The 25,353-nt window shown below is 73.2% G+C and carries 29 protein-coding genes; 12 read left to right on the top strand and 17 right to left on the bottom strand.

Annotation, left to right across the window (positions count from 1 at the left end):
- The first annotated feature begins 105 nt into the window (after positions 1–105).
- From IRY44_RS21550 to IRY44_RS21570, 5 genes are all read left to right on the top strand, one after another.
- Complete coding sequence (locus IRY44_RS21550) at positions 106–1,749, top strand: hypothetical protein (protein WP_194802067.1); 1,644 nt, start codon at positions 106–108, stop codon at positions 1,747–1,749.
- A gap of 190 nt (positions 1,750–1,939) precedes the next feature.
- Positions 1,940–3,868 (top strand): DEAD/DEAH box helicase, encoded by a 1,929-nt coding sequence (locus IRY44_RS21555; protein WP_194802068.1) that lies wholly within the window; start codon positions 1,940–1,942, stop codon positions 3,866–3,868.
- A gap of 167 nt (positions 3,869–4,035) precedes the next feature.
- Complete coding sequence (locus tag IRY44_RS21560; RefSeq protein WP_036311366.1) at positions 4,036–4,251, top strand: AlpA family transcriptional regulator; 216 nt, start codon at positions 4,036–4,038, stop codon at positions 4,249–4,251.
- A gap of 11 nt (positions 4,252–4,262) precedes the next feature.
- Positions 4,263–4,472, top strand: coding sequence for an AlpA family transcriptional regulator (locus IRY44_RS21565; RefSeq protein WP_194802069.1), 210 nt, complete (start codon positions 4,263–4,265; stop codon positions 4,470–4,472).
- Between the two features lie 75 nt (positions 4,473–4,547).
- A complete protein-coding gene (locus tag IRY44_RS21570; protein ID WP_194802070.1) occupies positions 4,548–5,168 on the top strand; it encodes a putative glycolipid-binding domain-containing protein in 621 nt (206 codons plus the stop codon).
- Between the two features lie 16 nt (positions 5,169–5,184).
- Here the strand turns inward: IRY44_RS21570 and IRY44_RS21575 are convergent, their stop codons facing one another.
- From IRY44_RS21575 to IRY44_RS21585, 3 genes are read right to left on the bottom strand one after another with little or no spacing between them, the layout of a single operon-like run.
- Positions 5,185–6,279 (bottom strand): PLP-dependent cysteine synthase family protein, encoded by a 1,095-nt coding sequence (locus IRY44_RS21575; protein ID WP_194802071.1) that lies wholly within the window; start codon positions 6,277–6,279, stop codon positions 5,185–5,187.
- Between the two features lie 22 nt (positions 6,280–6,301).
- Complete coding sequence (locus IRY44_RS21580) at positions 6,302–7,132, bottom strand: SDR family oxidoreductase (protein ID WP_194802072.1); 831 nt, start codon at positions 7,130–7,132, stop codon at positions 6,302–6,304.
- A gap of 42 nt (positions 7,133–7,174) precedes the next feature.
- Complete coding sequence (locus IRY44_RS21585; protein WP_018787850.1) at positions 7,175–7,633, bottom strand: Lrp/AsnC family transcriptional regulator; 459 nt, start codon at positions 7,631–7,633, stop codon at positions 7,175–7,177.
- A gap of 256 nt (positions 7,634–7,889) precedes the next feature.
- Here IRY44_RS21585 and IRY44_RS21590 point away from each other — a divergent pair, with 256 nt between their 5' ends.
- The gene (locus tag IRY44_RS21590) at positions 7,890–8,156 is read left to right on the top strand and encodes a BldC family transcriptional regulator (RefSeq protein ID WP_013473529.1); all 267 of its coding nucleotides are present in this window, start codon (positions 7,890–7,892) and stop codon (positions 8,154–8,156) included.
- A 57-nt stretch (positions 8,157–8,213) separates the two neighbouring features.
- On the opposite strand, the gene IRY44_RS21595 is transcribed toward IRY44_RS21590, so the two are convergent.
- Positions 8,214–8,858: a UbiX family flavin prenyltransferase gene (locus tag IRY44_RS21595; protein WP_194802073.1), complete on the bottom strand. Its 645-nt coding sequence runs from the start codon at positions 8,856–8,858 to the stop codon at positions 8,214–8,216.
- 145 nt (positions 8,859–9,003) lie between these two features.
- On the opposite strand from IRY44_RS21595, the gene IRY44_RS21600 reads away from it, so the two are divergent.
- Entirely contained in the window at positions 9,004–9,969 is a 966-nt protein-coding gene (locus tag IRY44_RS21600) for a terpene synthase (protein ID WP_194802074.1), read from the top strand.
- 20 nt (positions 9,970–9,989) lie between these two features.
- On the opposite strand, the gene mqnP is transcribed toward IRY44_RS21600, so the two are convergent.
- Genes mqnP through IRY44_RS21615 form a run of 3 tightly spaced genes read right to left on the bottom strand, consistent with a single transcriptional unit; the run spans position 9,990 to position 12,957 of the window.
- Positions 9,990–10,916 (bottom strand): menaquinone biosynthesis prenyltransferase MqnP, encoded by a 927-nt coding sequence (gene mqnP, locus IRY44_RS21605; protein WP_370584989.1) that lies wholly within the window; start codon positions 10,914–10,916, stop codon positions 9,990–9,992.
- Positions 10,892–12,352 carry a menaquinone biosynthesis decarboxylase gene (locus IRY44_RS21610; protein ID WP_194802076.1) on the bottom strand — a complete coding sequence of 487 codons (1,461 nt, stop codon included), beginning with the start codon at positions 12,350–12,352 and terminating at the stop codon, positions 10,892–10,894. The genes mqnP and IRY44_RS21610 overlap by 25 nt, the downstream gene beginning before the upstream one ends.
- 47 nt (positions 12,353–12,399) lie before the next feature.
- Positions 12,400–12,957: a carboxymuconolactone decarboxylase family protein gene (locus IRY44_RS21615; protein WP_194802077.1), complete on the bottom strand. Its 558-nt coding sequence runs from the start codon at positions 12,955–12,957 to the stop codon at positions 12,400–12,402.
- Positions 12,958–13,020: 63 nt separating this feature from the next.
- Here IRY44_RS21615 and IRY44_RS21620 point away from each other — a divergent pair, with 63 nt between their 5' ends.
- Positions 13,021–13,491: a MarR family winged helix-turn-helix transcriptional regulator gene (locus tag IRY44_RS21620; protein WP_194802078.1), complete on the top strand. Its 471-nt coding sequence runs from the start codon at positions 13,021–13,023 to the stop codon at positions 13,489–13,491.
- A 9-nt stretch (positions 13,492–13,500) separates the two neighbouring features.
- Here IRY44_RS21620 and IRY44_RS30790 read toward each other — a convergent pair whose 3' ends face one another.
- The gene (locus tag IRY44_RS30790) at positions 13,501–13,644 is read right to left on the bottom strand and encodes a hypothetical protein (RefSeq protein ID WP_228532551.1); all 144 of its coding nucleotides are present in this window, start codon (positions 13,642–13,644) and stop codon (positions 13,501–13,503) included.
- Positions 13,645–13,690: 46 nt separating this feature from the next.
- Positions 13,691–14,020 (bottom strand): hypothetical protein, encoded by a 330-nt coding sequence (locus tag IRY44_RS30795; protein WP_228532552.1) that lies wholly within the window; start codon positions 14,018–14,020, stop codon positions 13,691–13,693.
- A gap of 96 nt (positions 14,021–14,116) precedes the next feature.
- Here IRY44_RS30795 and IRY44_RS21630 point away from each other — a divergent pair, with 96 nt between their 5' ends.
- Positions 14,117–14,332 (top strand): hypothetical protein, encoded by a 216-nt coding sequence (locus IRY44_RS21630; protein WP_030500721.1) that lies wholly within the window; start codon positions 14,117–14,119, stop codon positions 14,330–14,332.
- On the opposite strand, the gene ccsB is transcribed toward IRY44_RS21630, so the two are convergent.
- The 6 genes from ccsB to hemL are packed head-to-tail and all read right to left on the bottom strand — an operon-like array spanning position 14,301 to position 20,292.
- Positions 14,301–15,275, bottom strand: coding sequence for a c-type cytochrome biogenesis protein CcsB (ccsB, locus tag IRY44_RS21635; protein ID WP_013283546.1), 975 nt, complete (start codon positions 15,273–15,275; stop codon positions 14,301–14,303). The two genes, IRY44_RS21630 and ccsB, sit on opposite strands and share 32 nt — an antisense overlap.
- Positions 15,275–16,894: a cytochrome c biogenesis protein ResB gene (locus IRY44_RS21640; RefSeq protein ID WP_194802079.1), complete on the bottom strand. Its 1,620-nt coding sequence runs from the start codon at positions 16,892–16,894 to the stop codon at positions 15,275–15,277. The genes ccsB and IRY44_RS21640 overlap by 1 nt, the downstream gene beginning before the upstream one ends.
- On the bottom strand, positions 16,894–17,730 hold the full coding sequence (locus IRY44_RS21645; protein ID WP_194802080.1) for a cytochrome c biogenesis CcdA family protein: 837 nt from the start codon (positions 17,728–17,730) through the stop codon (positions 16,894–16,896). Before IRY44_RS21645 ends, IRY44_RS21640 begins: the two co-directional genes overlap by 1 nt.
- Positions 17,730–18,305, bottom strand: a complete 576-nt coding sequence (locus IRY44_RS21650; protein ID WP_091330408.1) for a TlpA disulfide reductase family protein — start codon at positions 18,303–18,305, stop codon at positions 17,730–17,732. The genes IRY44_RS21645 and IRY44_RS21650 overlap by 1 nt, the downstream gene beginning before the upstream one ends.
- On the bottom strand, positions 18,305–18,952 hold the full coding sequence (locus IRY44_RS21655) for a histidine phosphatase family protein (RefSeq protein WP_013283542.1): 648 nt from the start codon (positions 18,950–18,952) through the stop codon (positions 18,305–18,307). Before IRY44_RS21655 ends, IRY44_RS21650 begins: the two co-directional genes overlap by 1 nt.
- 2 nt (positions 18,953–18,954) lie before the next feature.
- Positions 18,955–20,292 carry a glutamate-1-semialdehyde 2,1-aminomutase gene (hemL, locus tag IRY44_RS21660; protein ID WP_194802081.1) on the bottom strand — a complete coding sequence of 446 codons (1,338 nt, stop codon included), beginning with the start codon at positions 20,290–20,292 and terminating at the stop codon, positions 18,955–18,957.
- 146 nt (positions 20,293–20,438) lie between these two features.
- Here hemL and IRY44_RS21665 point away from each other — a divergent pair, with 146 nt between their 5' ends.
- On the top strand, positions 20,439–20,771 hold the full coding sequence (locus IRY44_RS21665; RefSeq protein ID WP_135242846.1) for an STAS domain-containing protein: 333 nt from the start codon (positions 20,439–20,441) through the stop codon (positions 20,769–20,771).
- Positions 20,772–21,136: 365 nt separating this feature from the next.
- Positions 21,137–22,216, top strand: a complete 1,080-nt coding sequence (locus tag IRY44_RS21670; RefSeq protein ID WP_194802082.1) for an IS110 family transposase — start codon at positions 21,137–21,139, stop codon at positions 22,214–22,216.
- Between the two features lie 25 nt (positions 22,217–22,241).
- On the opposite strand, the gene IRY44_RS21675 is transcribed toward IRY44_RS21670, so the two are convergent.
- Together IRY44_RS21675 and IRY44_RS21680 are read right to left on the bottom strand one after the other, a co-directional pair.
- Entirely contained in the window at positions 22,242–23,834 is a 1,593-nt protein-coding gene (locus tag IRY44_RS21675) for an ABC transporter permease (protein WP_194802083.1), read from the bottom strand.
- Entirely contained in the window at positions 23,831–24,775 is a 945-nt protein-coding gene (locus tag IRY44_RS21680) for an ABC transporter ATP-binding protein (RefSeq protein WP_194802084.1), read from the bottom strand. The genes IRY44_RS21675 and IRY44_RS21680 overlap by 4 nt, the downstream gene beginning before the upstream one ends.
- A gap of 53 nt (positions 24,776–24,828) precedes the next feature.
- On the opposite strand from IRY44_RS21680, the gene IRY44_RS21685 reads away from it, so the two are divergent.
- Complete coding sequence (locus IRY44_RS21685; protein ID WP_269697991.1) at positions 24,829–25,353, top strand: GbsR/MarR family transcriptional regulator; 525 nt, start codon at positions 24,829–24,831, stop codon at positions 25,351–25,353.

The following is a 25,353-nucleotide window of genomic DNA, read 5'->3' on the forward strand; positions in this document are numbered from 1 at the left end:
ACCGCCACTCCGGCTGTGCTCCCGGGCCGGAATGTGGCACGGTGAGATCCAGGCACTTCCGGTCGGCGCCACGGCCGGAGGCGAGCGTGGGTGCGGAGGGGCGAGATGGGCGAGCAGGACGTTCCGGCGGAGAAGGTCCACCCGGGACCGACGCCCGGCCCCGCCGACCCGGCCGGCGACGACGACAGCGGTTCGGGTCCACCGGTGGCCGTCGCGCGGGCGCGGGTGTCCGTCGCCGGCGCGGCCGTACCGCCGCCCGCCGGTGACGCGCAGCCGATTCCGCAGGCCGGCCCGACGACGTACCGGGCAGGCACCCAGGCGGAGACCCCACCACCGCTGGACCGGCGTCTGCCCGGCGCCACCGTGCCGCCGTCCAGTTGGTCCGCCTTCGCCGTGGGCGAACGCCAGGCGACACCCCAGCCCGCCGCCGGCACGGCGCCCACGCCCGCCGCCGCGGAGGCCGACGGCGACGCCTCCCCGGGTACGCCCGGCAGTGCTCCGGCCGCCATCCCGGCACCCCGCGTCTCCGGGTCTGCACGCGTGCCCGCTCCGGCCGCCGCAACCGCGGACGCGGCAGCGCCGGCCGACGCCGCACCGGAGCGCGACAGCGCACCGGCCGAGCAGGCGGACGGGACCGACGACTCCCCGTCCCCGGCAGCCGGTTCGGTCGACCCGCCGCCGAACGCGGCACCGGCCTCCGCCGCCGACCGCCCGGCCCCGCTCACCGGCGCGTCCACGGCCGCCGAGCAGGCCGGATCCGCGCCCGCCCGGGCCAGCGCATCGGTGCCCGGCCTGAGCCGCGTCTCGGCCGAGGAGGTCGCCGCCTCCGTGGTGGCCGCGCCGCCCGCCGCCGCCACCGTCTACCGGGCCGGGCCGGTGAACCCGGAACCGCCGGAGCCGGTCCAGCCGCCGGAGCCCGCGCAACCCCCGGCGCCGAACGGACCGGAGCCCGAGCCGGCGCCGACCCCGGTGCCCGGTCCGACGCCGCCGTCACCGGCGCCGCCGGTACCCGAGCCGGAGCCGCCGCTACGGCCCACGCCGCCCCTGCCCGTGCCGCCCGCGCCCACCCCGCCGACGCCGACGCCCGGCCCGGTGCCGCCGGTCCCCGGGCCGCCGGTACCGCCGCCGGGTCCGCCCGTACCCCCGCCCCCGCCGCCACCGGGTCCGATGCCCGCGCCGCCGTTCCCGCCGCCACCGGCGATGACCGGCGCGGCGGACCCGCTGCCCGCGCCGCTGTTCCCGGCGCCTCCCGCCACGCCGGCGTTCCCGCCCGCGCGGGCCGCCGTCCCGACCCCGCCGGCGCCGCTCGTCGCGCCGCCGGCCGCCGCGCCGCCGTCGTGGGCCGCCGCACCCGTGTCGGACCCGCCGCCGCCCGTGGTGCCGGCCCCGGCGCTGCCGACCTGGCCGCCGCCGGCCACGCCCGCCCGCGACGCCGACACCACCCGCCCGGTACGCCCACAGCCCGCCGAGCCGGATCTCGCCACCACCGCGTACGGCGGAACCGACGGGCCCGGGTTCGCCACCGTGTCGTTCCCGCAGGGCAACCCGCTGGAGAACTCCGGATCGCTGACCGGGCACATCCTGGCTCAGGGCTGGTCCGAGGAGGGCCCGGCGGCCCGGGGCGGCAACACGAAGGTGTTCATCGTGCTGGCCGTCGCGCTGACCATGTTGATCGCGATCAGTCTGCTCGTGGTCTTCCTGGCCAACGACGCGTTGAGCGGGCTGACCGGGACCATGCTCATCGAGTGACGGGGGTGAGCCCGCCCACTACGTTCTCGCGTCGCCGTGGCGGAGCGGGCGATGCGCCGTACACTTGTCTGCGATCACTGACCTGGCGCGCCCGACTGCGCGCGCCCATGGGCGATCTTGCGGGCGATTCGGCGGCGTGACAGGCCGCGGCGGGCCATCGCGAAGATGCGCCCCGCTCGAGAGGTATTTCTTGACCACGTTCGCTGAACCCAGCACGTCCCCGTCCGTCGACCCGACGCCCGACACCGTCGATTTCGCCTCGCTCGGCCTGCCCCGGCAGGTCGTCGAGACGCTCGCCCGGCAGGGCATCACCACCCCGTTCGAGATCCAGCGGGCCACGCTGCCCGACTCGCTGGCGGGCCGCGACGTCCTCGGCCGGGGCCAGACCGGCTCCGGCAAGACGCTCGCCTTCGGCCTGCCGGTGATCGCCCGTGTCGCCGACCGCAACCGGGCCCGGCCGCTGCACCCGCGCGCCCTGGTCCTGGTCCCCACCCGTGAACTTGCCATGCAGGTCAACGACGCCCTCGTGCCGCTCGGCAAGGCGGTGGGCGTGTTCCTGAAGACCGCCGTCGGCGGCGTGCCGTACGACAGGCAGATCGACGCGCTGCGCCGCGGCGTGGAGATCGTCGTGGCCACCCCGGGACGGCTCGGCGACCTGATCGAGCGCGGCGTGTGCCGGCTCGACGACGTCGAGATCACCGTGCTGGACGAGGCCGACCAGATGGCCGACATGGGCTTCCTGCCCGAGGTCACCCGGCTGCTGGCGAAGACTCCGGCGGACGCGCAGCGGCTGCTGTTCTCGGCCACTCTGGACAACGACGTCGACACGCTCGTCAAGCGGTTCATGACCGACCCGGTCACCCACTCGACCGCGCCGGCCACCGCCGCCGTGTCCACGATGGATCACCACCTGCTGCTGATCCCGCCGCACGACAAGTTCGCGGTCGCCGCGTCCATCGCCGCCCGCGAGGGCCGCACCATGCTGTTCGCCCGTACGCAGCTCGGCGTGGACCGGCTCGTCGAGCAGCTCGCGGCCGTCGGCGTACGGGCCGGTGGGCTGCACGGCGGCAAGACCCAGCGCATGCGCACCAAGACGCTCGCCGAGTTCCGCGAGGGCCGGACGCCCGTGCTGGTCGCGACCGACGTGGCGGCCCGGGGCATCCACGTCGACGGCGTCTCGCTGGTGCTGCACGTGGACCCGCCGAAGGACCCCAAGGACTACCTGCACCGGGCCGGCCGTACCGCTCGGGCCGGCGAGTCGGGCGCGGTGGCGACGCTGGTGCTGCCCAAGCAGCGCCGCACCACGCTGGCCATGATGGAGAAGGCGGGCGTCGAGCCGGCCGAGACCCGGGTCCGGGCGGGCGACGAGGCGCTGGCCGAGCTGACCGGCGCGCGCGAGCCCAGCGGCGTGCCGGTGCGGGACGAGCCGGAGCCGCGACGCGGCGGCGGCTCGCGCCGCTTCGGCGACCGCGACGGCCGGGGCTTCGACCGGGGCGGGCGGGGCGGCTTCTCCGACCGTGGCGAGCGCCGGTTCGGCGACCGTGACGGCCGGGGCGAGCGCCGCTTCGGCGACCGGCCCGCGGGCGAGCGGTCCGGTGACCGGTTCGCTGATCGTGGCGGTGACCGCCGGTTCGGCGACCGGCCGGCCGGTGAGCGCTACTCGGGCGAGCGGTCCGGCGGCGGCGAGCGCCGCTTCGGGCGGCCGGAGCGTCGCGACGACCGGGGCTTCGGAGACCGGGGCGAGCGCTTCGGCGACCGGCGGTCCGACGGCCGGAGCTTCGGCGAGCAGCGGTCCGACGACCGCGGCCAGCGCTTCGGCGGCCAGCGCGGCGACGACCGGCGCTTCGGCGAGCGGGCCGACCGGCCGTACGGCGACCGGCAGCAGCCGGCGGCCGGACGCGGGTACGACCGGGACGAGCGGCGGTACGACGACCGGCCGGGCGGCTCGCGCGGCTTCGGTGACCGGCGCCAGGACGACCGCCCGCACGCCGAGCGGCGTTTCGGTGACCGGGGCGACGCGCGTCCGGCCGAGCGCCGGGCCGGCGGTTTCCGGGCCGAAGGGCGGGGCCGGGACGACAGGCGCGGCTTCGGCGGGCGCCCGCCGGCACGTACCCACTGATCTGAGCGCACCCACTGCCGCCGCCGAGCATCCGCTCGGCGGCGGCGGTGCGTCTGGGGCGATGTCGGCTCCCGTTCTAGCTGCGCGGTGGCGTCGTGAACTCGCCACCGGGCGGAGGGCCTGATCCATCAGATCGCTCACTTGCGCCCGCTCCTACCTTTGAAGTCGTGACCAAGGAGACGGGACCGGGCGAACTTGTCGCGGCCGGTGAGATCTTGAAGATGCTCGGCGTGGGCAGATCGAGATTCCGCGAGATCCGGCGGCATCCCGCATTCCCCGCGCCGTATCAAGAGCTGTCGGTCGGCGCGGTCTGGTTGAAGCGGGACGTCGAGCGGTACATCCGAGAGCACCGGCCGCCCCGGCCGGCGGACGACGACGAGTAGCCCGGCAACGTATGAACACACCGCGGCTGTACGGGCCCGGCGAGCTGGCCGCCCTGTTCGGCGTGTCGCGTCAGCGGGTCCTCCAGATCACCCGTCGCCCCGGGTTTCCCGAGCCGCTCGCCCGACTGATCGGCATGAACGTCTGGGACGCCGATGAGGTCGACGAGTGGGCCCGCCACAACCGGCCGCCCCGCCCCACCGAGGGCGACGAGCAGGGGTAGTCGGTAACGCCCCGGCTCGCGGCGGCGTTCGCGCATCCGCTGCCGCGGACGGCCGGGTCGCGTAACGTCCGGACCATGCCGAAGTCGCTCTTCTGGGCCCGGACCGACACCGCCGGCTCCGAGCACGTCGTGCTCGACGACGGTCAGGGGCTGACCGCGCAGGGTGTGGCGCTCGCCGTGGATCCGATCCCGTACACGTGCCGGTATCGCCTGACCGTCGGGCCGGACTGGTCGACGAACCGGCTGGAGGTCGAGTCCGAGGGCGCCGGCTGGTCGCGGAGCGTACGCCTGGAGCGGGGCCGGGACGGGTGGCGCGTGCGTACCGGCGAGGAGGGTGACCTGGACGCGGCGCTGAGCGCGGCGGGCCACCCACCGGCGGGCCTGCCTGGTACCGACGACCCGGGCCGGCTGGTCGAGGCGCTCGACGTGGACCTGGGCGGTTCCCCGCTGACGAACACGCTGCCGATCCGCCGGATCGGGCTGGGCCGGCTGCCCGCCGACCTGGCCACCGCCGTGACTGTGGCCTGGGTGCTGCTGCCCGGCCTGGCCGTGGTGCCCGCCGAGCAGGTCTACACCTCGCTGGGCCCGGGCCGGGTCCGGTACGCGAGCGGCACGTTCACCGCGGACCTGGAGGTCGACCCGGAGGGCTTCGTGGTGCGCTATCCGGGGCTTGCCGAGCGGGTCGACCCGCGCTGACCGTCCGCGGTCCGGCTCAGGCCGCCGGCCAGGTGCCGTCGGTCAGGAACCGGTCGATGATGGCGAGGTGCGGGGCGAGGTCGAGGCCCTGGGCGGCCACCCACTCGTCGGAGTAGTAGGTGTCGCCGTACCTGTCGCCCGGATCGCAGATCAGCGTGACCACCGAGCCGGTACGCCCGGCCGCGCGCATCTGCGCGATCAGCCCGAACGCGCCCCACAGGTTGGTGCCGGTGGAGCCGCCCACGCGGCGGCCGAGCACCGCCGAACCGGCCCGCATGGCGGCGAGCGACGCGGCGTCCGGCACCTGCACCATCCGGTCCACCACGCTGGGCAGGAACGACGCCTCGACGGTGGGCCGCCCGATGCCCTCGATCCGGGAGCCGCGGTCGGTGCGCACCGACCAGTCGCCGGCCTGCCAGGCGGGGTAGAAGGCGGAGTTCTCCGGGTCCACCACGCAGAGCTTGGTGGGCAGCCGCCGATACCGGGCGTACCGGCCGATGGTGGCGCTGGTGCCGCCGGTGCCGGCGCCGACCACGATCCAGGCGGGCACCGGGTGCCGTTCCAGCGCGAGCTGGGCGTAGATCGACTCGGCGATGTTGTTGTTGCCCCGCCAGTCGGTGGCCCGCTCGGCGTAGGTGAACTGGTCCATGAACCGGCCACCGCTGTCCTCGGCGAGCCAGCGCGCCTCCACCACGACCTTCGACGGGTCGTCCACCAGGTGGCAGCGTCCGCCCTGGAACTCGATCTGGGCGATCTTCTCCGGCGACGTGGAGGCGGGCATGACGGCGATGAACGGCAGCCCGAGCATCCGGGCGAAGTACGCCTCGGAGACCGCCGTCGAGCCGGACGACGCCTCGACGATCGTGGTGTCCGGGCCGATCCAGCCGTTGCAGAGCCCGTAGAGGAACAGCGACCGGGCGAGCCGGTGCTTCAGCGAGCCGGTGGGGTGCACCGACTCGTCCTTGAGGTAGAGGTCGATCCCCCACTCGCGGGGCAGCGGGAACGGCAGCAGGTGGGTGTCGGCGGAGCGGTTGGCGTCGGCCTCGACAGTGGCGATCGCCTCGGTCACCCAGCGTCGGCTGGCCTCGTCGCACCTGTCGAAGTGAGTCACGCCGGCAACGTTACAAGCGAGGTCAGCTCGGGTTCTCCTGGACCCGGCGGGCCTGCCGCCGCTGACCGGCTCGTCCGGTGGCCCGGATCACCGGCGTGAGGGCCAGGGCGAGCCGGGGGAAGGCGTCCAACAGCCGTACCTGGGCGCCGCGCCAGCGCGGCAGGCTGACCACCGGCCGGGGCCGCCGGGCCAGCCGGACGGCCCGCGCGGCCACCCGCTCCGGCGTGAGCAGCGAGCCGGTGAAGGACGCCAGCGCTCCCGGGTCGTCCAGCTTGTCGTGCAGCATCGGCGTCCAGATCCCGTCCGGGCACAGGCACGACACGTGTACGCCCCGGACGCCGGCCATCCGCAGGTCGCTCAGGGTGCCGAGGCTGAACGCGAGCAGGGCGTGCTTGCTGGCCGCGTACACCGTCTCGCCCGGCGCGGCGATCAGCCCGGCCAGCGAGACGACGTTCAGCACGTGGCCGCGACCCTGCTCGCGCATCACCGCGACGGCGGCGAGCGTGCCGTTCATCGCGCCGAGCGCGTTGACCTCGACCACCGCGCTCCGGGCCGGGGCGTCGTGCGCCCACGACGGCCCGGTGACCAGGATGCCCGCGTTGTTCACCCAGAGCCCGAGGCCGCCGGGCGCGGCCGCCGCCTCGGCGGCCACGTCCGTGCAGGCGGATTCGTCGCGTACGTCGAGCGGGCGGGACCAGCCACCCAGCGGCGCGGCGGCGGCCGACGCGGCCCCGGCGTCGACGTCGGTGAGCAGCACGTTCCACCCGTCGGCGTGCAGCGCGGCGGCGATCGCCCGCCCCAGCCCGCCGGCCGCTCCTGTCACCACTGCGGCGCCGCGCTCCGAGCTCGTCATCGGCGCACGGTAACCGCAACCCCCGCCCCGGGGCCAGAGGCGTCAGGCGGTGGGGGGTTCCAGCGGCTGCGGGCGGTTCTCCCACTTGGTCGACAGGGCGATGCTGGTACGGGTGGACGCCACCCCGGCCGTCCGGTTCAGCCGGACGATCAGCTGCTCCAGCTCGGCGATCGTGCCGACGCGCGCCTTGAGCAGGAAGGACTCGACGCCGGCCATGAAGTAGCAGGACTCGATCTCGGGGATGCGGCGGAACGACTCCAGCACGTCGTCGGTGTCCGCGTCGGAGTCCTCGATGATGCCGATGAGCGCTGTCACGCCGAGCCCGATCGACTCCGGCTCGACCTCGGCCCGGTACGCCCGGATCACGCCGCTGGACTCCAGCTTGCCGACCCGCTCGTGCACGGCCGGGGCGGAGAGGCCGACCTGACGGGCCAGCTCGGCGTACGACAGACGGGCGTTGCCCCGCAACAACTCCACGAGGCTCAGGTCGATCGTGTCCACGGAGAGTGACCCTATCCGTTCGGCGACCACGGAACACTCTCGGTACCGGTGGATCAACCCTTCACAAACGTACGATGAGGGGGTTCTCCACCGGTACCATTTCCTATCCTTCCCAGTGTGTGCGTTTTTCGCGTTTGGCGGACACGTCCGGTAGCCGGTGCTGTAATTGCCATACGTCCCTCATGACGGCTCTGGGCTCGCACCGGCCGGGGGCAGTGTGTTCAGCCGGGGGCTTCGTCGACGCGAGGAGGGGGCTGTGGACACTGGAGATCGCCTGCTGACACCGGGTGAGGTCGCTGCGCTGTTTCGGGTGGACCCGAAGACCGTGACCAGATGGGCAGCGGCCGGCCGGATCGGCAGTATCCGGACTCCAGGAGGGCACCGCCGGTTTCGGGAATCCGAGGTGCGGGCCCTGCTCGAGGGGGAGGGCATGCTGGACGAGGCGGAGGACATGGGCAAGGCCCGCAACATGGGCCCGACCGCTTCCACCGGCCCCGGACCGGCGAACGCCGGCATGTACTGAACGTGCGGGGCGCGGTCCGGCCGAGGGCCGCGCCCCGAACGTCGCCCACCGGTTCCGTCAGTGCGGATCCGCCTCCCGGCGACCGGCGGCCAGCTCGCCGGACCACCGCCGGAACAGCGTGTGCTCGACACCGAGCGCGTCGAGCACCTTCCCGGCCACGAAGTCCACGAGCTGCCCGGCGGACGCCGACGCCCCGGCGCCGTAGAAGCCCGGACTGGCCGGCAGCACCACCGCGCCCGCGTCGTGCAGCGCGATGAGATGTTCCAGGTGACTGCGGGTAACCGGCGTCTCCCGGGGCACCACGACGACCGGGCGGCGCTCCTTGAGGTTGACCTCGGCGGCGCGCTGGAGCAGATCCTTCGACAACCCGATCGCGATACCCGCGCACGCGGCGGTGCTGGCCGGCACCACCGCCATGCCGCGTACCGGGTAGGAGCCGCTGCTCGGGCCGGCGGCCAGGTCGCCGGCGGGCCAGTGCCGCAGGTCCGCGCCGGTGAGGTCGCGGTCGAGCCAGGCGGCCAGGTCTTCGGTCCAGTGCGCGTCCCGGAAGGGCCGGCCGGTCTCGTCCAGCACCGTCAGCCGGGCCGCCCGGGAGACGATCAGGTCCACCGCCTGACCGGCGTCGAGCAGTCCCCGGACGACAGCCGCCGCGTACGGCGTCCCGGACGCGCCGGAGACACCCACCACCCATGATTCGCGCATGCCCTCAAGCGTGCCTGGTCGCCGCCGACGGCGGGCGGCGACCCCCGTTCGGTCGGCCCGTCCGGGATGTCCAGAGGGTTCACGGAAGTTCCCGCGACGTGGAATTCTTCGATCGGCAAGTCCACTTCCGTGGGAAGGGCCGGTGATGACGGCTGCGGTGCTGCGGGCTCTGCGCTCCGACTGCCCCATCCCGCCCCGCCTCTCCCCGTACGCCGACGACGTGCAGGGCTGGCTGGTGGAGCAGGTCGACCGGCTCGGCCTGCCTGCTGACCCGGTGACCCGGCGACGGCTGGTGCGGGCCGGCTTCGCCCGGTACGCGGGCCGCCTCTACCCGGACGCCACCGAGCCCGACCTGCGGGTGCTGACCGCGTTGTTCACCTGGTTCTTCCTCGTCGACGACGCCTGCGACGGGCGGGACGGCCTGACCCCGCCGCAGATCCGCGCGCTGCGCGACGGCGCACTCGCCCTGCTGCGCGAGGGTCCGCGCGCCCGCCACCCGGGCTTCTCCGGCCCACTGCGGCGGCTGCTGGTGCAGGCGTGGCGGGAACCCCGCCGCCGGATGCCGGCCCGGTGGCGGCTGCGCTTCGCCGACGCGGTCGCCGACCACCTCGACGGGGTCCACCGGGAGGCCACCGCCACCACGTCCGGCCGTCCACCGGGCGTCGCCGAGTACGTGCGGCTGCGCCGGGCCACGTCGGCGGCGTACGTGTCGTACCCGCTGATCGAGTTCGCATCCGGGCGTCCGCTGCCCGACGCGGTCTACCACCATCCGGCGCTGCGGCGGCTCGCCGGCCTCGCCAACGACCTGCTCTCCTGGTTCAACGACATCGCCTCGCTGGAGCGCGACCGGGCCACCGGCGGCGGGCACAACCTGGTGCTGGCGACGGCCGCCGAGCGGGGCGTGCCGCTGCCGGCGGCGGTCGACCTGGTGGCCGGGCACTGGCGGGCCGAGATGGACCGGTTCGCGGCGCTCCTGGCGGCGGCGCCGTCGTTCGGCCCGACGCTCGACGAGGCCGTCGCGATCCACCTCGACGGGCTGGCCGCCGCCGTGCGCGGCACCGTCGACTGGACGCTGGAGAGCGCCCGCTACCCGCTCGCCGCGGCGTCCTGACCCGGCGCCCGGCGTCGCCGTTACGGCCGCAGGCCGAGCCGGACCACCAGGTCGAGCAGCGCGAGGACGAACAACGCGATGCCGACGAAGCCGTTCGCGGTGAAGAACGCCCGGTTGACCTTGCTCAGGTCGGTGGGGCTGACCACCATGTGCTGGTAGGCGAAGGCGACGGCGGTGAGCGCCAGCCCGATCCACCACAGCCAGCCGAAGCCGACCCAGGCGCCGAACCAGATGAACAGCGCGAACGTCACCACGTGCGCGACGGTGGAGGCGTGCAGCGCGAAGCGCCGGCCGTACCGGGCGGGGACGCTGTGCACGCCGATCTCCCGGTCGATCTCCGAGTCCTGGCAGGCGTAGATCAGGTCGAAGCCGCCGATCCACAGGCCGACGGCGGCGCCGAGCAGCCAGGCCGGGCCGGAGCCGTCGAGCGTGCCGGTGACCGCCAGCCAGGCGCCGACCGGGCCGACCGCCTGCGCCACCCCGAGGATGGCGTGCGGCCAGTTGGTGAACCGCTTGCCGTACGGGTAGACCACGAGCGGCACCACGGCGAGCGGCGCGAGCACCAGGCAGAGCGGGTTGAGCAGGGCGGCGGCGGCCAGGAACACCACGAGCGCGACGGCCGCGCCGGTCCAGGCCGTCCGCACGCTCACCGCGCCGGTGACCAGTTCCCGGTTCGCCGTACGCGGGTTCCGCGCGTCGATGCGCCGGTCCAGGATGCGGTTCGCGGCCATCGCGAACGTCCGCGCGCCGACCATCGCCACGGTGATCAGCAGCAGGTCTCCCCAGCGCACCCGCCCGCCGTTGAGCTGCATGGCGGTCAGCGCCGACAGGTACGCGAACGGAAGCGCGAAGACCGAGTGCTCGATGGCGACGAGCTTGAGGAAGGACGAGACCCGGCCGGGTCGTTCCTGTACTGCCGCCGTCATCGGATCCCGTATTCCTTCCAGCGCTTGTCGACGAGCGAGACCACCTCGGGCGACATGCGCATCTCCTCCGGCCAGCCCCGGCTGTAGCCCTCCTCGGGCAGTTTGCGGGTCGCGTCGATGCCCGCCTTGCCACCCCAGAACTGCTGGTACGACGCATGGTCGAGGTGGTCCACCGGCCCCTCGGTGACCATCAGGTCGCGGGCGTAGTCGACGTTGCCGAAGGCGCGGAACGCGACCTCGTTGTAGTCGTGCACGTCGCAGTCCTCGTCCACGATCACGATCAGCTTGGTCAGCGACATCATGTGCGCGCCCCAGATCGCGTTCATGACCTTCTGCGCGTGCTTCGGGTAGCGCTTGCGGATCGACACGATCGCGCAGTTGTGGAAGACACCGGCGGCGGGCAGGTCGTAGTCGACGATGTCCGGGATCAGGAAGCGCAGCAACGGCGCGAAGATCCGCTCGGTGGCCTTACCCAGGCCGTGGTCCTCCTGCGGCGGCTGGGACGTGACGATCGAGTGGTAGACCGGGTCGCGCTGCATGGTCATGCACTCGATGTGCATGACCGGGAACGGCTCGACCGGCGTGTAGAAGCCGGTGTGGTCGCCGAACGGCCCCTCGGGCAGGCGCTCGCCCGGCTCGATGTAGCCCTCCAGCACGATCTGCGCGTGCGCCGGAACCTGCAACGGGACGGTCAGGCAGTCCACCATCTCGACCCGCTCACCGGCGAGGAACCCGGCGAACAGGTACTCGTCGATGTCGGCGGGCAGCGGCGCGCTGGCCGAGTACGCCACCACCGGGTCCGCGCCGATCGCGATCGCCACCGGCAGCCGCTGGCCGAGCCGCTCGGCGACCGCGTGGTGGGCGGTCGAGTTCTTGTGGATCTGCCAGTGCATGCCGATGGTGTTGTGCGAGTGCTGCTGGAGCCGGTAGAGCCCGAGGTTGCGCTTGCCGGTCTCCGGGTGCTTGGTGTGGGTCAGCCCGAAGTTGTGGAAGATCCCGCCGTCGCCGGGCCACACCTGCAACCCGGGCAGCCGGTTCAGGTCGACGTCGTCGCCCCGGTAGACCACCTGCTGGCAGGGGGCGGTCTTGACCTTCTTCGGCGGCATCGACTTGAGCTGCATGACCTTGCCCAGGCCGCCCATCATCCCGGAGAAGCCCTGCGGCAGTTCCGGCTTGAGCATGTCGCCGATCCGCTCGCCGATCTCGTCGAGGTGCTCCACCCCGAGCGCCATCGCCATCCGCTTCTCGGTGCCGAACAGGTTGATCGCCACCGGCATCTCGCCCCGGGTGGGGCGCTCGAACAGCAGCGCGGGCCCGCCGGCCCGGACGGTACGGGTGACGATCTCGCTGATCTCCAGCGTGGGGTCGACCGGCGCGCTCACCCGCCGCAGCTCGCCCGCACGCTCCAGCGCCGCGAGGAAGTCCTTCAGATCGGTGTACGGGAAGCGAGCCGCCATGCCCCCATCCTCCCGCACTCGCTTCCTCGGGCCGGGCGCGCCCCCGGTCAACAGGGGGCGGGCTGCCAGGCGTACGCGGCCAGCGGCTCGTCGAGCGGCGCCTCGGTGAGCCGGTTGGCGAACGTGGAGATCGTGTACGTGCCGACGCCGAGCACCACGTCCAGCGCGTGCCGGCGCTGCCATCCGGAGGCGAGCAGCGCGTCCAGATCGGCGTCGGGGACCGCGCCCCGGTGGTCGAGCACGGCGACGGTGAACCGACGCAGCGCCTCCAGCCGGGGGTCGGGCAGCGTCGCGCCGGTCCGCAGCGCCTCGATCAGCTCGGGCGTGGCGCCGTGCCGGACCAGCGTCGCGGTGTGCATGGCCACGCAGAGGTGGCAGCCGTTGCGGGTGGCGACGGTCAGCACGACCACCTCCCGGGCGGCCGGGTCCAGGTCGGTGGCCTCGAACGCGGCGTTGGCGGCGAGGAAGCCCTTCAGCAGTTCGGGCGAGCCGGCCATCAGGCTCACGGCGGCCGGTAGGTGCCCCAGCGAGCGACGTACTCCGGCCATGACCGGGCGGGCGGCGGCGGGCGCGGTGTCCGGCTCGTACGCGGTGAAGCGGGACATGACAGGGCCCCTCTCGTAAGATAGTCAACGTGGTTGACGAAATAGTAAACGTGGTTGACGAACATGGCAACGCCTGACCGCCCCGGCTTCGCGCTGCCGCTGCTCCTGCTCGCCGGTTTCCGCACGCTCGTCGACGACCTGCACGCCGAACTGGCCCGCCAGGGGCACCCCGAGCTGCGCCCGGCACACGGCTTCGTCCTCCAGGCCGTCGGCCCGGCCGGCACCACCGCCTCCGACCTCGGGCAACGCCTCGGCGTCTCCAAGCAGGCCGCGGGCAAGACGGTGGACCGGCTGGTCGCGCTCGGCTACCTGGAACGCGTGGACGACCCCGCCGACGCCCGCCGCAAGCTGGTCCGGATGACAGCGAAGGGCCGCGACGGGCTGCACCGCTCGGCTGTGATCTTCGACGAGTTACGCGACCGCTGGGCGGCCACGCTCGGCGCGGACCGGGTCGCCGCCATCGAGGACGACCTGCGCCGGATGGTCCCCGCCGACGTGTTCCGCCTCGACGTACCCGGCTGGTTCGGCGCGTGAGGCGCCCGCTCAGCGCCCGTAGAGAAGTGCCGGGTCGACCAGGACCACATCCGCCCGACCGGCCGCGGCGTCGAGGAGGTCGTCCTCGAAGCCGTGGCCGCTCGCCAGCAGCAGCCGCGCTCCGCCCGCGTCGAAGCCGGGTCGCTGCCGCACAGCGGGTCGGGCTCACGCACCAGCAGTCCGGCGTCCTCCAGCACGGTCAGCGGGTGCTGGAGGTCGGTGGCCTTCCGCCCGATGTAGCCGCAGCACCCCAGTCCGGCAGGTGGACGGGGCCTGGTGACCCGGAGTACGCGCCCAGCGCCTCACCCAACCGGCGCAGCGATTCCGTCGACGTCGCCTCGGTCGCGCCGAAGTAGAAGCCGCCGCTCGCCTGCGCCAGTTGGTACAGCAGCAGGGTCTTGCCCTGCCTCCGGCGGCCGCTGACCACCCCGAGCGTCGCGCCGGGCCGGTCGTCGGCCACGAACCGGGCCAGTTCGGCCCACTCGACGTCCCGGTCGAAGATCTCCGCGGGCTTTCCGAGCAGCGGCATACCTACACCACACTTCTTATAACTACAGTTCTAAGAAGTGAAGTCCTACATTCTGCGTCACTGACAGCTTCGCCGTCGGCGGTTCATCATCGACGGATGGACGACGCATACGTGGTGGGTGACCCCGACGGCCTCAGCCCGCTCCAGGCCGAGATCCGCGACGCGGTGGCCCGCGAGCTGCACGCCCAGTTCGCGCTGCGGGCGGACCGCCTCGAACTGGCCGACCTGCCGGAGGTGGCCTACCAGGTCACGCGCCGGGTGGACGAGGTGCTGAGCGGCACTACACCCCGGCGTACGAGTGCAGACCGGTGAAGAAGAAGTTCACGCCGAACAGGTTCATCATCACGGTCAGGAAGCCCACGATGGAGATCCAGGTCGCCACGTTGCGCTTCACGCTCGGCGTGGCCCGGGCGTGCAGGTAGCCCGCGTACACCACCCAGGAGATGAACGCCCAGGTCTCCTTGGGGTCCCAGCCCCAGGCGCGACCCCAGGCCGCCTCGGCCCAGATCGCCCCAGCGATCACCGCGAAGGTGAAGATCGGGAACGAGAAGGCGTGCAGCATGAAGGTCAGCCGCTCCAGCCCGGCCGCCTCCGGGAGGCGGCGGGCCAGGGTGTACGGGAAGCTGCGCCGCCCCTGCTCCCAGCCGGACCGCATCAGGTACGCGGCGGCGGGCACCACGCCCAGCAGGAAGATGCCCGAGGCGAAGATGATCGTCGAGACGTGGATGATGAACCACCACGACTGAAGCGCCGGCATCAGCGGCTCGATCGGCACGTAGAGCTTCAGCTCGGCGAACGCCAGCAGCAGCACCATGACCAGCGTCAGGAACAGCCCGAGCCGGCGCAGCCACGGCTGCTTCCAGAGCACCACGAGCCAGGCCGCCACCCCGATCCAGGTGCCGGTCAGCACGAACTCGTACATGTTGCCCCAGGGCATCCGGTCGGCGGCGAGGCCCCGGGTGACCACGGCGCCCAGGTGCACGGCGGCAGCCAGCACGGTGAGCCAGGCGGCGATCCGGCCGGCGAGCACGGCCCGCGCGCCGGTGCGGTCCGGGCGCGGCGGCGTCGCCGCGACGGCCGGCTCGTCGATCGTGCCGCCGGCGCCGCCGACGCCCGCGCCGACCAGCTCCCGCGCCGGCGCGGCCGCGGGCACCTTCCGCGCGTTGCCCAGCGCGAACTCCACGGCGTGGCTGATCATCGCGATCAGGTACGCCAGGATCGCGAACGCGACCAGCTGGTCGGAGAGTGCGGACATCAGTCGTCTCCTTCTCGCGCCCGCCGTACGTCCGGCGCGTCACCGCTCACCGCGGCGACGAGCTGCGCGAACTCGTCGGCGAACCCAGGGTGCTCGGTGCGCGGCAGCCCACCGGCCTCCACCAAACTACTACCGCTCGTCGGAGATCCACCCTCGGGGGGCGAAACCCGGAACCAGACCCGGCGCCGCCGGGCGAACAGCGAGCCCATCAGGCCCAGCAGCAGCGTGCCGCTCGCCACCAGCAGCAACGTCTGCCCGGGCGCGTGCCGGACCGCGAGCGTGATGTACGGCTTGGTGCCGACGAACTCCAGCGTGCTGCCGTCGTCGAGGGTCCACTTCTCCCCCGGCCGCAGCAGCTTGGTGCCGATCTCCTTGAGCTTGCCGTCGTCGATCTGCCGCCGGTCCAGCGCGTACACCGAGCCGGGGATGCCCGCGTCCAGTCCGAGGTTGCCCCGGTACGCGGTCAGGTTCACCGCCGGGTTCCGCTCGGCCGGGTACTGCGACGAGACGTACGGCGCGCTCTCCGGCGCGGTCGGCAGGTAGAGCCCGTCGAAGGCGATCTGCTGGTCCGGGGCACGCGCGCCGGTCTTCGGGTCGACGTTGGCGTCCGGGAAGATCGCCACGCCCTCCTCGGTCGCGTTGGAGTCGCCGGTGCGCAGGAACGGCGCCTCGCTGGTCTGGCTGCGGCCGTACTTGTCGGTGTACTTCAGCAGCGGCGCGTAGCCGTTGCCGAGCAGGTAGACGTTCGCCGAGCCGAGCCGCAGCGGCGAGTTGACCGAGAACCCGGCGGTCCGTTCCGTGCCGCCCGGCTCGTCCACTGTCACCGTGGCCCAGTAGCGGGACGCCAGCCCGGACGGCAGGTAGTCGGCCTCGAACTTCTCCAGCGTCAGGCAGAACGGCGGCAGGTCGGAGCTGTCCACGCGCGGGCCGAGCGACGCCTCGGCGTACTGCTGGCGGGTGTTGCAGAACGCGTTGTCCTCGCCGGCCACCAGGATGCGGTTGCCGTGCCATCCGTACCAGGAACCGAGCGCCACCCCGAGCAGGACGGCGACCAGCGACACGTGGAAGAGCAGGTTGCCGGTCTCCTTGAGGTAGCCCTTCTCGGCGGAGACCTCGTTGCCGCGCACGGTGACCCGCCACCGGCGGCGGCGCAGCACCGCCGCGATCGCCTCGGGATCGGCGGCGGCCGGGGCCTCCAGCACCGCGTGCTGCGGCAGCCGCTCGAACCGTCTCGGCGCGGCCGGTGGCCTCATCCGCAGCGCGCGGACGTGGTCGCGGGCGCGGGGCAGGATGCAGCCGATCAGCGAGGTGAACAGCAGCAGGTAGATCGCGGAGAACCAGACCGAGCCGAAGACCTCGAACGCGCCGATCTGGTTCAGCCGGGGCGCGAGGTCGGGGTGGTCGACGAACCACTGGTTGACGCGTTCCGGGTTGACGCCGCGCTGGGGCAGCACCGAGCCGGGGATGGCCGCGATGGCGAGCAGGAACAGCAGTATCAGCGCCGTACGCATGCTGGTGAGCTGCCGCCACGAGTTGCGCAGCAGGGCCAGCACCGGGTTGACCCGCCGCCGGGGCGCCTGCGCGGGTGGGGTCGACGGCCTGTCGTCGACGGTCGTCATCAGATGCTCACCTCGCCCACGCCCACGTTCGTCTGCAACCAGATCACCACGTTCACCCAGCCACCGGTGATCAGCGCCAGGCCGATAGCGATCAGCAGCGCGCCGCCGATCCGGGTGACCCAGCGGCTGTTGCGCCGGACGGCGCGGAAGACCCCGAGCAGGCGCTGGAAGCCCAGCCCGAAGACGACGAACGGTATCCCCAACCCGAGGCAGTACGCCACGGCGAGCACCACGGCCCGGTCGGTCCCGCCCTCGGTGGCCGCCATGCCGAGCACCGCGCCGAGCGTCGGGCCGGTGCAGGGCAGCCAGCTGAGCGCGAAGACCGCGCCGAGCACCGGTGCGCCGAGCAGCCCGGCGGAGGGCAGCCAGCGGATGCGGAACTCCCGCTGCATGCCGGGGATCACCCCGAGGTAGCCGAGGCCGAGCACCACCACGAGCGCGCCGATGACGATCTCCAGCGTGCGCTCGTACCGGAAGAAGAGCTTGCCGACGCCGGAGAAGAGGATCGCGGTGGCGACGAACACGACGGTGAAGCCCGCGATGAACAGCAGCGTGCCGGCGAGCACCCGGCCCTTGACGGCGGCGGTGGTCCGGGCCTGCGTCCGTTCCGCCACCGCGACGCCGCCCCCGGTCGACGGTGGGTCCGGTGGCTGCGGCGCGCCCGGGCGGCGGCCCTCCAGGTCGGAGCCGGCCAGACCCGTCACGTACGACAGGTAGCCGGGCATCAGCGGGAGCACGCACGGCGACAGGAAACTGACCAGGCCGGCCAGCGCCGCCGCGCCGACCGCGAGCAGCAGCGGGCCGGACTCGGCGAGCTGCCGGAACGTCTCGCCCATCAGCGGGCGCCGTTCGGCGGCGGCGACTCGGCCGCGATGTCCTCGACGATCGGCCGCAGTTCGTCACGGGTGACGGCCCGGCGGATCACCACGGCGATCCGGCCCTCGCGGTCGAGCACGACGGTGGCCGGGGTGGTGTTCGGCGGGATGTCGAAGTTCAACGCCTGCCGGCTGGCCGGGTCGAAGATGCTCGGGTACGTGACCCGGCCCTCCTCGAAGGCGATCGCCTTGTCCTTGCTGTCCTGCACGTTGATGCCGAGGAACGTCACGCCGGAGCCCTTTGTGGCCTGGTACGTGGCCTCCAGGTCGTCCGCCTCGGCGCGGCAGGGCGCGCACCAGGAGCCCCAGAAGTTGACCACGACGACCTGGCCGCGGTCGCGGGAGATGTCGTAGCTGCCGCCGGTGAGCAGCTCACCGCTCACCTTCGGCGTCTTGGAGCGCTGGTCGGGGGCGCAGGTGACGGTCGAGCCGTCGGCCGCGCACCGGCTCTCCTGGCTGCCGGAGGAGCAGCCGACCAGCGCCGTACCGGCGGTGACGGCGGCGAGCAGGGCGGCGGCGAGCCTCCGGGTGAGCATCAGGCCCCCTTGGCCGTCCGGGCGGTCGGCGAGATCGACACGAGGTGGGCGGCCGGCTCGGAGTACCCGATGCCGACGATCTTGGCGCCGTCGAAGTGGAACGAGGTGAGGCTGGCCAGGCCGCACTGGCGGCGGCGCGGGTCGTGCCAGAGGCGCTTGCGCTCGACGTGCCGGCGCAGCGTCCAGATCGGGAGCTGGTGCGACACGAGCACCGCCTCCCGCCCCTCGGCGGCGACCCGGGCGGCGTGCAGCGCGGCGAACATACGCTCGGCGATGGCCCGGTACGCCTCGCCCCACGACGGGGTCACCGGGTCGCGCAGCACCCACCAGTTACGCGGGTCGCGGAACGAACCGTCACCGGGCGAGACCTTCTTGCCCTCGAACCAGTTCGCGCTCTCGATCAGGCGCTCGTCGACGCCGACGGAGAGGCCGAACTGCGCCGCGATCGGCTCGGCGGTCTGCTGGGCGCGCTCCAGCGGGCTGGCCACCACGTGCACGACGGTCCGGTCGGCGAGCGCCTGCGCCGCCGCCTTGGCCATCTGCACGCCCAGCTCGGAGAGGCGGAACCCGGGCAGGCGGCCGTAGAGGATGCCGTCCGGGTTGTGCACCTCACCGTGCCGCAGCACGTGCACCACGGTCTCCGCCATTGTTATCCCCCGCTTCCCGCCGCCGCTGCCGCCCGCGCCGCCACCGGCAGGGCGGCGGCGATCTGCTCCCACGCGGCGTCGTCGATCGCGGTCGAGACGAACCACGACTCGAACGCGCTCGGCGGCAGGTAGACGCCGCCGGCGAGCATCGCGTGGAAGAACGCCTTGAACGCCGGCACCACCTGGGTGCGGGCGCTGTCGTAGTCGTGCACGTCCGCGTCGGTGAAGAAGACCGAGAACATGTTGCCCGCGGTGGAGAGGCGGTGCGGCACGCCGGCCGCGGACAGCGCCTCGGTGGTGAGCTTGCCGAGCGCGGCGGCGGTCTCGTCGAGCCGCCGGTAGAGCGCGTCGTCGGCCAGCCGCAGCGTGGCGAGCCCGGCCGCGCAGGCCAGCGGGTTACCGGAGAGCGTGCCGGCCTGGTAGACCGGGCCGGCCGGGGCGAGCTTCGCCATGATCTCCGCGCGCCCGCCGAACGCCGCGGCGGGCAGGCCGCCACCCATGACCTTCCCGTACGTCCACAGGTCCGCGTCCGAAGGGTCGAGGCCGTGCCATCCGGCGCGGGACACCCTGAATCCGGTCATCACCTCGTCGACGATGAGCAGCGCACCGTTCGCGTGGGCGATCCGGGCCAGCTGGGAGTTGAAGCCGTCGCGGGGCGCGATCACGCCCATGTTGCCGGCCGCGGCCTCGGTGATGATCGCGGCGATGTGCTGGCCCTCGGCGGCGAACGCCTCCTCGACCGCGCGCAGGTCGTTGTACGGCAGCACGATGGTGTCGCCCGCTGCCGCCCCGGTCACGCCGGGCGAGTCGGGCAGGCCGAACGTGGCCACGCCGGAGCCGGCGGCGGCGAGCAACGCGTCCGAGTGGCCGTGGTAGCAGCCGGAGAACTTGATGATCTTGGCGCGGCCGGTGAAGCCGCGGGCCAGCCGGATCGCCGACATGGTCGCCTCGGTGCCGGAGTTGACCAGGCGCACCTGCTCCACCGGCGTCCGCGCGATGATCTCCTCGGCCAGGTCGACCTCACCCGGCGTCGGCGTGCCGAAGCTGGTGCCGAGCGGCGCCGCCTCGCGCAGCGCCTCCACCACCGCCGGGTGCGCGTGGCCGAGGATCAGCGGGCCCCAGGAGCAGACCAGGTCGACGTAGCGACGACCGTCTGCGTCGAAGAGCCACGGACCCTCCCCCCGGACCATGAAGCGCGGGGTGCCGCCGACGGCACGGAACGCGCGCACGGGAGAGTTGACCCCGCCGGGCACGACGGCCTTGGCGCGGTCGAACAGGGCCTCGGAGGCCGGGGCGTCGGCCGGGTAACGGCCGGATCCGGCGGAAAAGGTCTCGGTCACGATGGGGCCATTGTGTCAGCGCCGGAGTGCTGCCTGGCAGGCACCCCGCGACGGGGGTTACCAGGCTCACCCGCCTGAGCGGGGCGACGGGCCGACGGCGATCCGCTCGACAGGCCCGTTGGTCGAGATCGCGATAGGCTGACCGGGTGGATCGTGCCGAACTGTCCATCACCGTACACCGGACGGGTGACGAAGCAGTGCTTCGCCTGGCCGGTGAGATCGACATGCTCACGGCCGCCCAGCTCTCGACGGTGGTCAACGAGGTGCTGGCGGATCCGCCCCCGCGCATCGTGCTCGACCTGGCCGGGGTCACGTTCTGCGACTCGCAGGGCCTCGGCACGCTCGTGGTGCTCAGCCGCAAGGCCAGTCACGCCCAGTGCCTGCTGATGCTCACCAACGTCGGCGACTTCCTGATCCGCGTACTGGACATCACCGGCCTCCGCAGCGCCCTGATGATCCGCAACGAGGCCACCCCGTAGGCCCTCCCCCGCGATCTTGCACTTGCGGCCCTCGGCGAGGGTGATTCACACCTTTTGCCGGGGCCACAAGTGCAAGACACTTCTATGTGTGTGGTGATCGGTTCGGCTGGTTGCCGTTAGGGTTCGGCGTTGGTGATCACTCGGGTGACTCTCCGTTGATCCGGCTGCCCGTGGTGTGGGTGTGCCTTGTGCAAGACCTGTCCCCGGGTGATCGTCGGCGCCGGCCCGGCCCACCCTGCTGGCCTGATCAGAAGCCTGCCCGTGCGAGCACACGTGGCCCATCACAGATCTGCCGCCGAGGTGACTGCTTCCCGAGCCGACGCCGACTGTCCCGGTCGTCGCTGGCAAAGGAGCAACAATCCGAGATGACAAGGATCGTAGAGCGAGTCGCGGATCGCTACGACGTGGTGGTAGGGGTCGACACCCACACCGACACGCACACCGCCGCCGTGGTCGACCGTCTCGGCGCCGTGTTGGCGCAGGTCACCGTGCCCACCGACCCGGACGGGTTGGCCCGGTTGCTGACCTTCGCCGTCGCGCACACCCCACCGCAGGGGCGCCGGTTGTGGGCGGTGGAAGGCACCCGATCGCACGGGCAAGGGCTGTGCCGGGTGCTGGACGCTGCCGGTGAAGCGGTCTGCGAGGCACCCAAACCCCCCGCCGCGTCCCGTCGTCGGGGCGGCAAGTCCGACCACCTGGATGCGGTCGCCGCCGCCCATACGGTGCTTGCCCTGCCCGCTGAGCGCATCGCCGTGCCCCGAAGCGACGGACCACGCGAGGCACTGCGTCTGCTGCTGATCTGCCGCCGACACCACACCGATGCCCGCACCGCAGCAGTCAACCTGGTCAAAGCGTTGATCCTGACCGCCGACGACACCCTGCGCGAGGCGCTACGCGGACTATCCACCACCACCCAGATCGCCCGCCTGGCCGCCCTCGACCTACCCGAGCACACCGACCTGCCCTGCGAGGAACACACCCGCCGCCGCGAACTGACCACCCTCGCCCGGCACATCCAGACCCTCGACGCCACCCTCGCCGACAACCACCAACGCCTACGCACCCTCGTCACCGAACTGTGCCCACCCCTGCTCGACCAACCCGGCATCGGACCCGTCACCGCCGCGATCGCCCTCACCGCCTGGTCCCACCCCGGCCGCGTCCGATCAGAAGCCGCCTACGCCACCCTCGCCGGCACCGCCCCCATCCCCGTGGCCAGCGGCCGCACCAACCGACACCGCCTCAACCGCGGCGGCGACAGAACCCTCAACAGCGCCCTACACACCATCGCCCTCACCCGCCGCCGCATCCACCCCGAAACCCGCGACTACATCACCCGCCGCCGCACCGAAGGCCGCACCACCAAAGAAATCACCCGCTGCCTCAAGCGCTACATCGCCCGACAGATCTACCGCACCATCACCAACCACCACCGCACCACTTGACAACCCCACTCACAGATCAACGGCGCTAGAGGACGGGGACGTCGCGGCGGCGGAACGTCAGCAGGCCGGCTGTGGCCAGGGTCACCGCCAGGGCCGTGAGGACGTAGAGCGGGGTTGCGGTCCACGTGGCGCGCAGCACCTGGGGAGTGTGGGTGAACGGGGACACGTCCAGCAGCCACTGGTCCAGCTCCAGCACCGCGCCGAGCTGTCCGAGCAGCACGCAGACCGCCAGCACCACCCACGCGGCGGACGCGAGCCGGGGCAGCAGGCCGTAGAGCAGCACGGCGAGCCCGGCCAGCACCCATGCCGCCGGCACCTGAGCCAGCCCGGCGGCGAGCATCCGGCCCAGCTGGCGGGGAACGTCACCGGTGCTCAGCCCGTACGTCAGGCCGGTCGCCAACCCGGTCACCGCGAGCACCACCACCGGGCCGAGCAGCGCGAACGTCACGTGCGACAGCAGCCAGGTCGAGCGCCGGGTACCGGTGGCGAGCACCGGTTCGGCGTGCCCGGCGGCCTCCTCGGCGCGCATCCGCAGCGCGGCCTGGATGCCGTACCCGGCGGCGGCGAGCCCGGCCAGGCTCAGCGTGACCCCCAGGTACGCATCGGCCATCCCGGACGCCCCGCCGAGCCGGGCCACGATCTCCTCCATCCGCGGACTCCCCTCGACGGACCGGCCGGCCGCCTCCGCGGCGCCACCGAGGATCAGCCCGAGCAGGCCGAACCCGACCGACCACCAGAGGATCTGCCCCCGGTGCAGCCGCCAGGCCAGCCCGAAGGGCCCGGACAACGCGCCGCCCGCGCCGGCCGGGCCGAGCCGGGGCGGCAGCACGCCCGCGCCCAGGTCACGGCGGACCGAGATCGGGTACGCGAGCGCGGCGAGCAGCACCGTTGCGGCCAGCGGCAGCAGCAGCACCCACCACCGCTCCCCCTCGTACGGCCGGACGCGGGCTGCCCAGCCCAGCGGGGACAGCCAGCTCGGCCAGTCGTTGCCGGCGGTGTCCCCGGCCAGGCGCAGCCCGAACGCGGCGCCGAGACCGGCGAGGCCGACGCCCCGCGCCCCGCCCGCGGTCTCGGTGAGCTGGGCGGCCAGCCCGCCGAGCGTGGCGAAGACAGCACCGGTCAGCACGGTGACCAGCCCGTACGCGACCGAGCCGCCGACCGGCAGCCCGGTCGAGACGAGCCCGGCGGCGGTGAGCAGCCCGAGCACCAGGTCTGCGGCGTACGTGACGAGCAGCGCGGCGGTCAGCCCGGCGTGCCGCCCGAGCACGCTGCCGCCGAGCAGTTCCCGCCGCCCTGCCTCCTCCTCGGTGCGGGTGTGCCGGATGACCGTGAGCAGGCTCGCCAGCGCGACGATGAGCAGCAGGAAGCCGCTGCGCTGGGCGGTCAGCCCGCCGATGCTGTCGCCGTACGCGGGGCCGAGCAGCGCGACGATCGACGGGTTGCGGGCGGTGCCCTCCAGGTACGCGGCCCGCTCGGCTGCGGTCGGGAACAGCTCGAAGTAGCTGGCCGCGTACGTCATCGGCAGCACCGCGAGCACGAGCACCCACAGCGGCAGCAGGAGGCGGTCCCGGCGCAGGATCAGCCGGACCAGGTGACGCGTGCCGGTGAGCGCACTCATGACCGGTCCGCCGTCTCGGGGCGCGCCACGTCGGAGGAGGACGCCGCTTCGGAAGAGGACGCCGTCTCGTAGTGCCGCAGGAACAGTTCCTCGAGCGTGGGCGGCGTGCTGACCAGGCTGCGTACCCCCAGCTCGGTGAGCCGGCGCAGCGCGGCGTCGAGCGACGCGGTGTCCACGTCGAAGCGGACCCGCTGCCCGTCCACCCGCAGGTCGTGCACTCCCGGCAGCTCGGCCAGGCCGTCCAGCGGCGCGGTGACCTCGGCGTCGATAGCGGTGCGGTGCAGGTGGCGCAGGTCGCCGAGCGTGCCGGTCTCGACGGTCCGGCCGGCCCGGATGATCGTCACCCGGTCGCAGAGCGCCTCCACCTCGGCCAGGATGTGGCTGGAGAGCAGCACCGTGCGCCCGTCCTGCCGGGCCCGGCGGACCCAGTGCTGGAAGACCTCCTCCATCAGCGGGTCGAGCCCGGAGGTCGGCTCGTCGAGGATGAGCAGCTCGACGTCGGAGGCGAGCGCGGCGACCAGGCCGACCTTCTGCCGGTTGCCCTTGGAGTAGGTGCGGCCCTTCTTGCGCGGGTCCAGCTCGAACGACTCCAGCAGTTCGGCGCGGCGTCTCGGGTCGAGCCCGCCGCGCAGCCGGCCGAGCAGGTCGATCACCTCGCCGCCACTGAGGTGGGGCCAGAGCGTGACGTCGCCGGGCACGTACGCGAGACGCCGGTGCAGCGCCACCGCGTCCCGCCACGGGTCGCCGCCCAGCAGCCGGACGGCCCCCGCGTCCGCCCGCAGCAGGCCGAGCAGCACCCGGATGGTGGTCGACTTGCCGGAGCCGTTCGGGCCCAGGAAGCCGTGCACCTCTCCGGTGCGAACGGTCAGGTCGAGCCCGTCGAGGGCCCGGGTGCGGCCGAAGGTCTTCACCAGGCCGGACACATCGATTGCCGTTTCCATACTTCAGAAGCTACGCTCGTTTCACAAACTTGTGAAGACTGTAGGGTCACGGGGTGAGTGTCGAGGAGCCGACCATGAACGTGCCGCCCCAGCACGACGAGGAAGAGGTCCACCTCTTCGTCGAGCGGATGGCGATGGCCTTCGCCGAGGTGGGGTTCCCCCGGATGGCCGCCCGGGTCCTGTTCACGGTGATGAGCGCCGACGACCCGCTCACCGCGGGCGAGATCGCCGGCCGGCTCGGCGTCAGCGCGGCGGCGGTGAGCGGCGCGGTGCGCTACCTGACCCAGTTCGCCATGCTGATCCGCGAGCCGGTCAAGGGCTCGCGGAGTGACCGCTACCGGATGCCCGACAACCCGTGGTACGAGGCGACCATCACCAAGACCACGCTCTACAAGAACTTCATCGACATCGCCGCCGGCGGGGTCGACGCACTGCACGGCCGCAGCACGCCGGCCGGTGAGCGGGTGGCCGAGATGCGGGACTTCTTCCTCTTCGTACAGGAGGAACTGGAATCGCTCGGCGACCGCTGGCGGGCCCGGCGGGCCGCGACCGGGCACGGCGGCCCGGCCGGCGGCTGA

The organism is Micromonospora sp. ANENR4, from assembly GCF_015354395.1.
Taxonomy (GTDB): Bacteria; Actinomycetota; Actinomycetes; order Mycobacteriales; family Micromonosporaceae; genus Micromonospora; species Micromonospora aurantiaca.

What these genes read in the sequence shown, in the direction of transcription:
- IRY44_RS21550 (WP_194802067.1), top strand. Translation starts at nt 106, where the DNA reads ATGGGCGAGCAGGACGTTCCGGCGGAGAAGGTCCACCCGGGACCGACG.
- IRY44_RS21565 (WP_194802069.1), top strand. Translation starts at nt 4,263, where the DNA reads ATGAACACACCGCGGCTGTACGGGCCCGGCGAGCTGGCCGCCCTGTTC.
- IRY44_RS21570 (WP_194802070.1), top strand. Translation starts at nt 4,548, where the DNA reads ATGCCGAAGTCGCTCTTCTGGGCCCGGACCGACACCGCCGGCTCCGAG.
- IRY44_RS21580 (WP_194802072.1), bottom strand. Translation starts at nt 7,132, where the DNA reads ATGACGAGCTCGGAGCGCGGCGCCGCAGTGGTGACAGGAGCGGCCGGC.
- IRY44_RS21595 (WP_194802073.1), bottom strand. Translation starts at nt 8,858, where the DNA reads ATGCGCGAATCATGGGTGGTGGGTGTCTCCGGCGCGTCCGGGACGCCG.
- IRY44_RS21600 (WP_194802074.1), top strand. Translation starts at nt 9,004, where the DNA reads ATGACGGCTGCGGTGCTGCGGGCTCTGCGCTCCGACTGCCCCATCCCG.
- IRY44_RS21610 (WP_194802076.1), bottom strand. Translation starts at nt 12,352, where the DNA reads ATGGCGGCTCGCTTCCCGTACACCGATCTGAAGGACTTCCTCGCGGCG.
- IRY44_RS21615 (WP_194802077.1), bottom strand. Translation starts at nt 12,957, where the DNA reads ATGTCCCGCTTCACCGCGTACGAGCCGGACACCGCGCCCGCCGCCGCC.
- IRY44_RS21620 (WP_194802078.1), top strand. Translation starts at nt 13,021, where the DNA reads ATGGCAACGCCTGACCGCCCCGGCTTCGCGCTGCCGCTGCTCCTGCTC.
- IRY44_RS30795 (WP_228532552.1), bottom strand. Translation starts at nt 14,020, where the DNA reads ATGCCGCTGCTCGGAAAGCCCGCGGAGATCTTCGACCGGGACGTCGAG.
- IRY44_RS21630 (WP_030500721.1), top strand. Translation starts at nt 14,117, where the DNA reads ATGGACGACGCATACGTGGTGGGTGACCCCGACGGCCTCAGCCCGCTC.
- ccsB (WP_013283546.1), bottom strand. Translation starts at nt 15,275, where the DNA reads ATGTCCGCACTCTCCGACCAGCTGGTCGCGTTCGCGATCCTGGCGTAC.
- IRY44_RS21640 (WP_194802079.1), bottom strand. Translation starts at nt 16,894, where the DNA reads ATGACGACCGTCGACGACAGGCCGTCGACCCCACCCGCGCAGGCGCCC.
- IRY44_RS21645 (WP_194802080.1), bottom strand. Translation starts at nt 17,730, where the DNA reads ATGGGCGAGACGTTCCGGCAGCTCGCCGAGTCCGGCCCGCTGCTGCTC.
- IRY44_RS21650 (WP_091330408.1), bottom strand. Translation starts at nt 18,305, where the DNA reads ATGCTCACCCGGAGGCTCGCCGCCGCCCTGCTCGCCGCCGTCACCGCC.
- IRY44_RS21655 (WP_013283542.1), bottom strand. Translation starts at nt 18,952, where the DNA reads ATGGCGGAGACCGTGGTGCACGTGCTGCGGCACGGTGAGGTGCACAAC.
- IRY44_RS21670 (WP_194802082.1), top strand. Translation starts at nt 21,137, where the DNA reads ATGACAAGGATCGTAGAGCGAGTCGCGGATCGCTACGACGTGGTGGTA.
- IRY44_RS21675 (WP_194802083.1), bottom strand. Translation starts at nt 23,834, where the DNA reads ATGAGTGCGCTCACCGGCACGCGTCACCTGGTCCGGCTGATCCTGCGC.
- IRY44_RS21680 (WP_194802084.1), bottom strand. Translation starts at nt 24,775, where the DNA reads ATGGAAACGGCAATCGATGTGTCCGGCCTGGTGAAGACCTTCGGCCGC.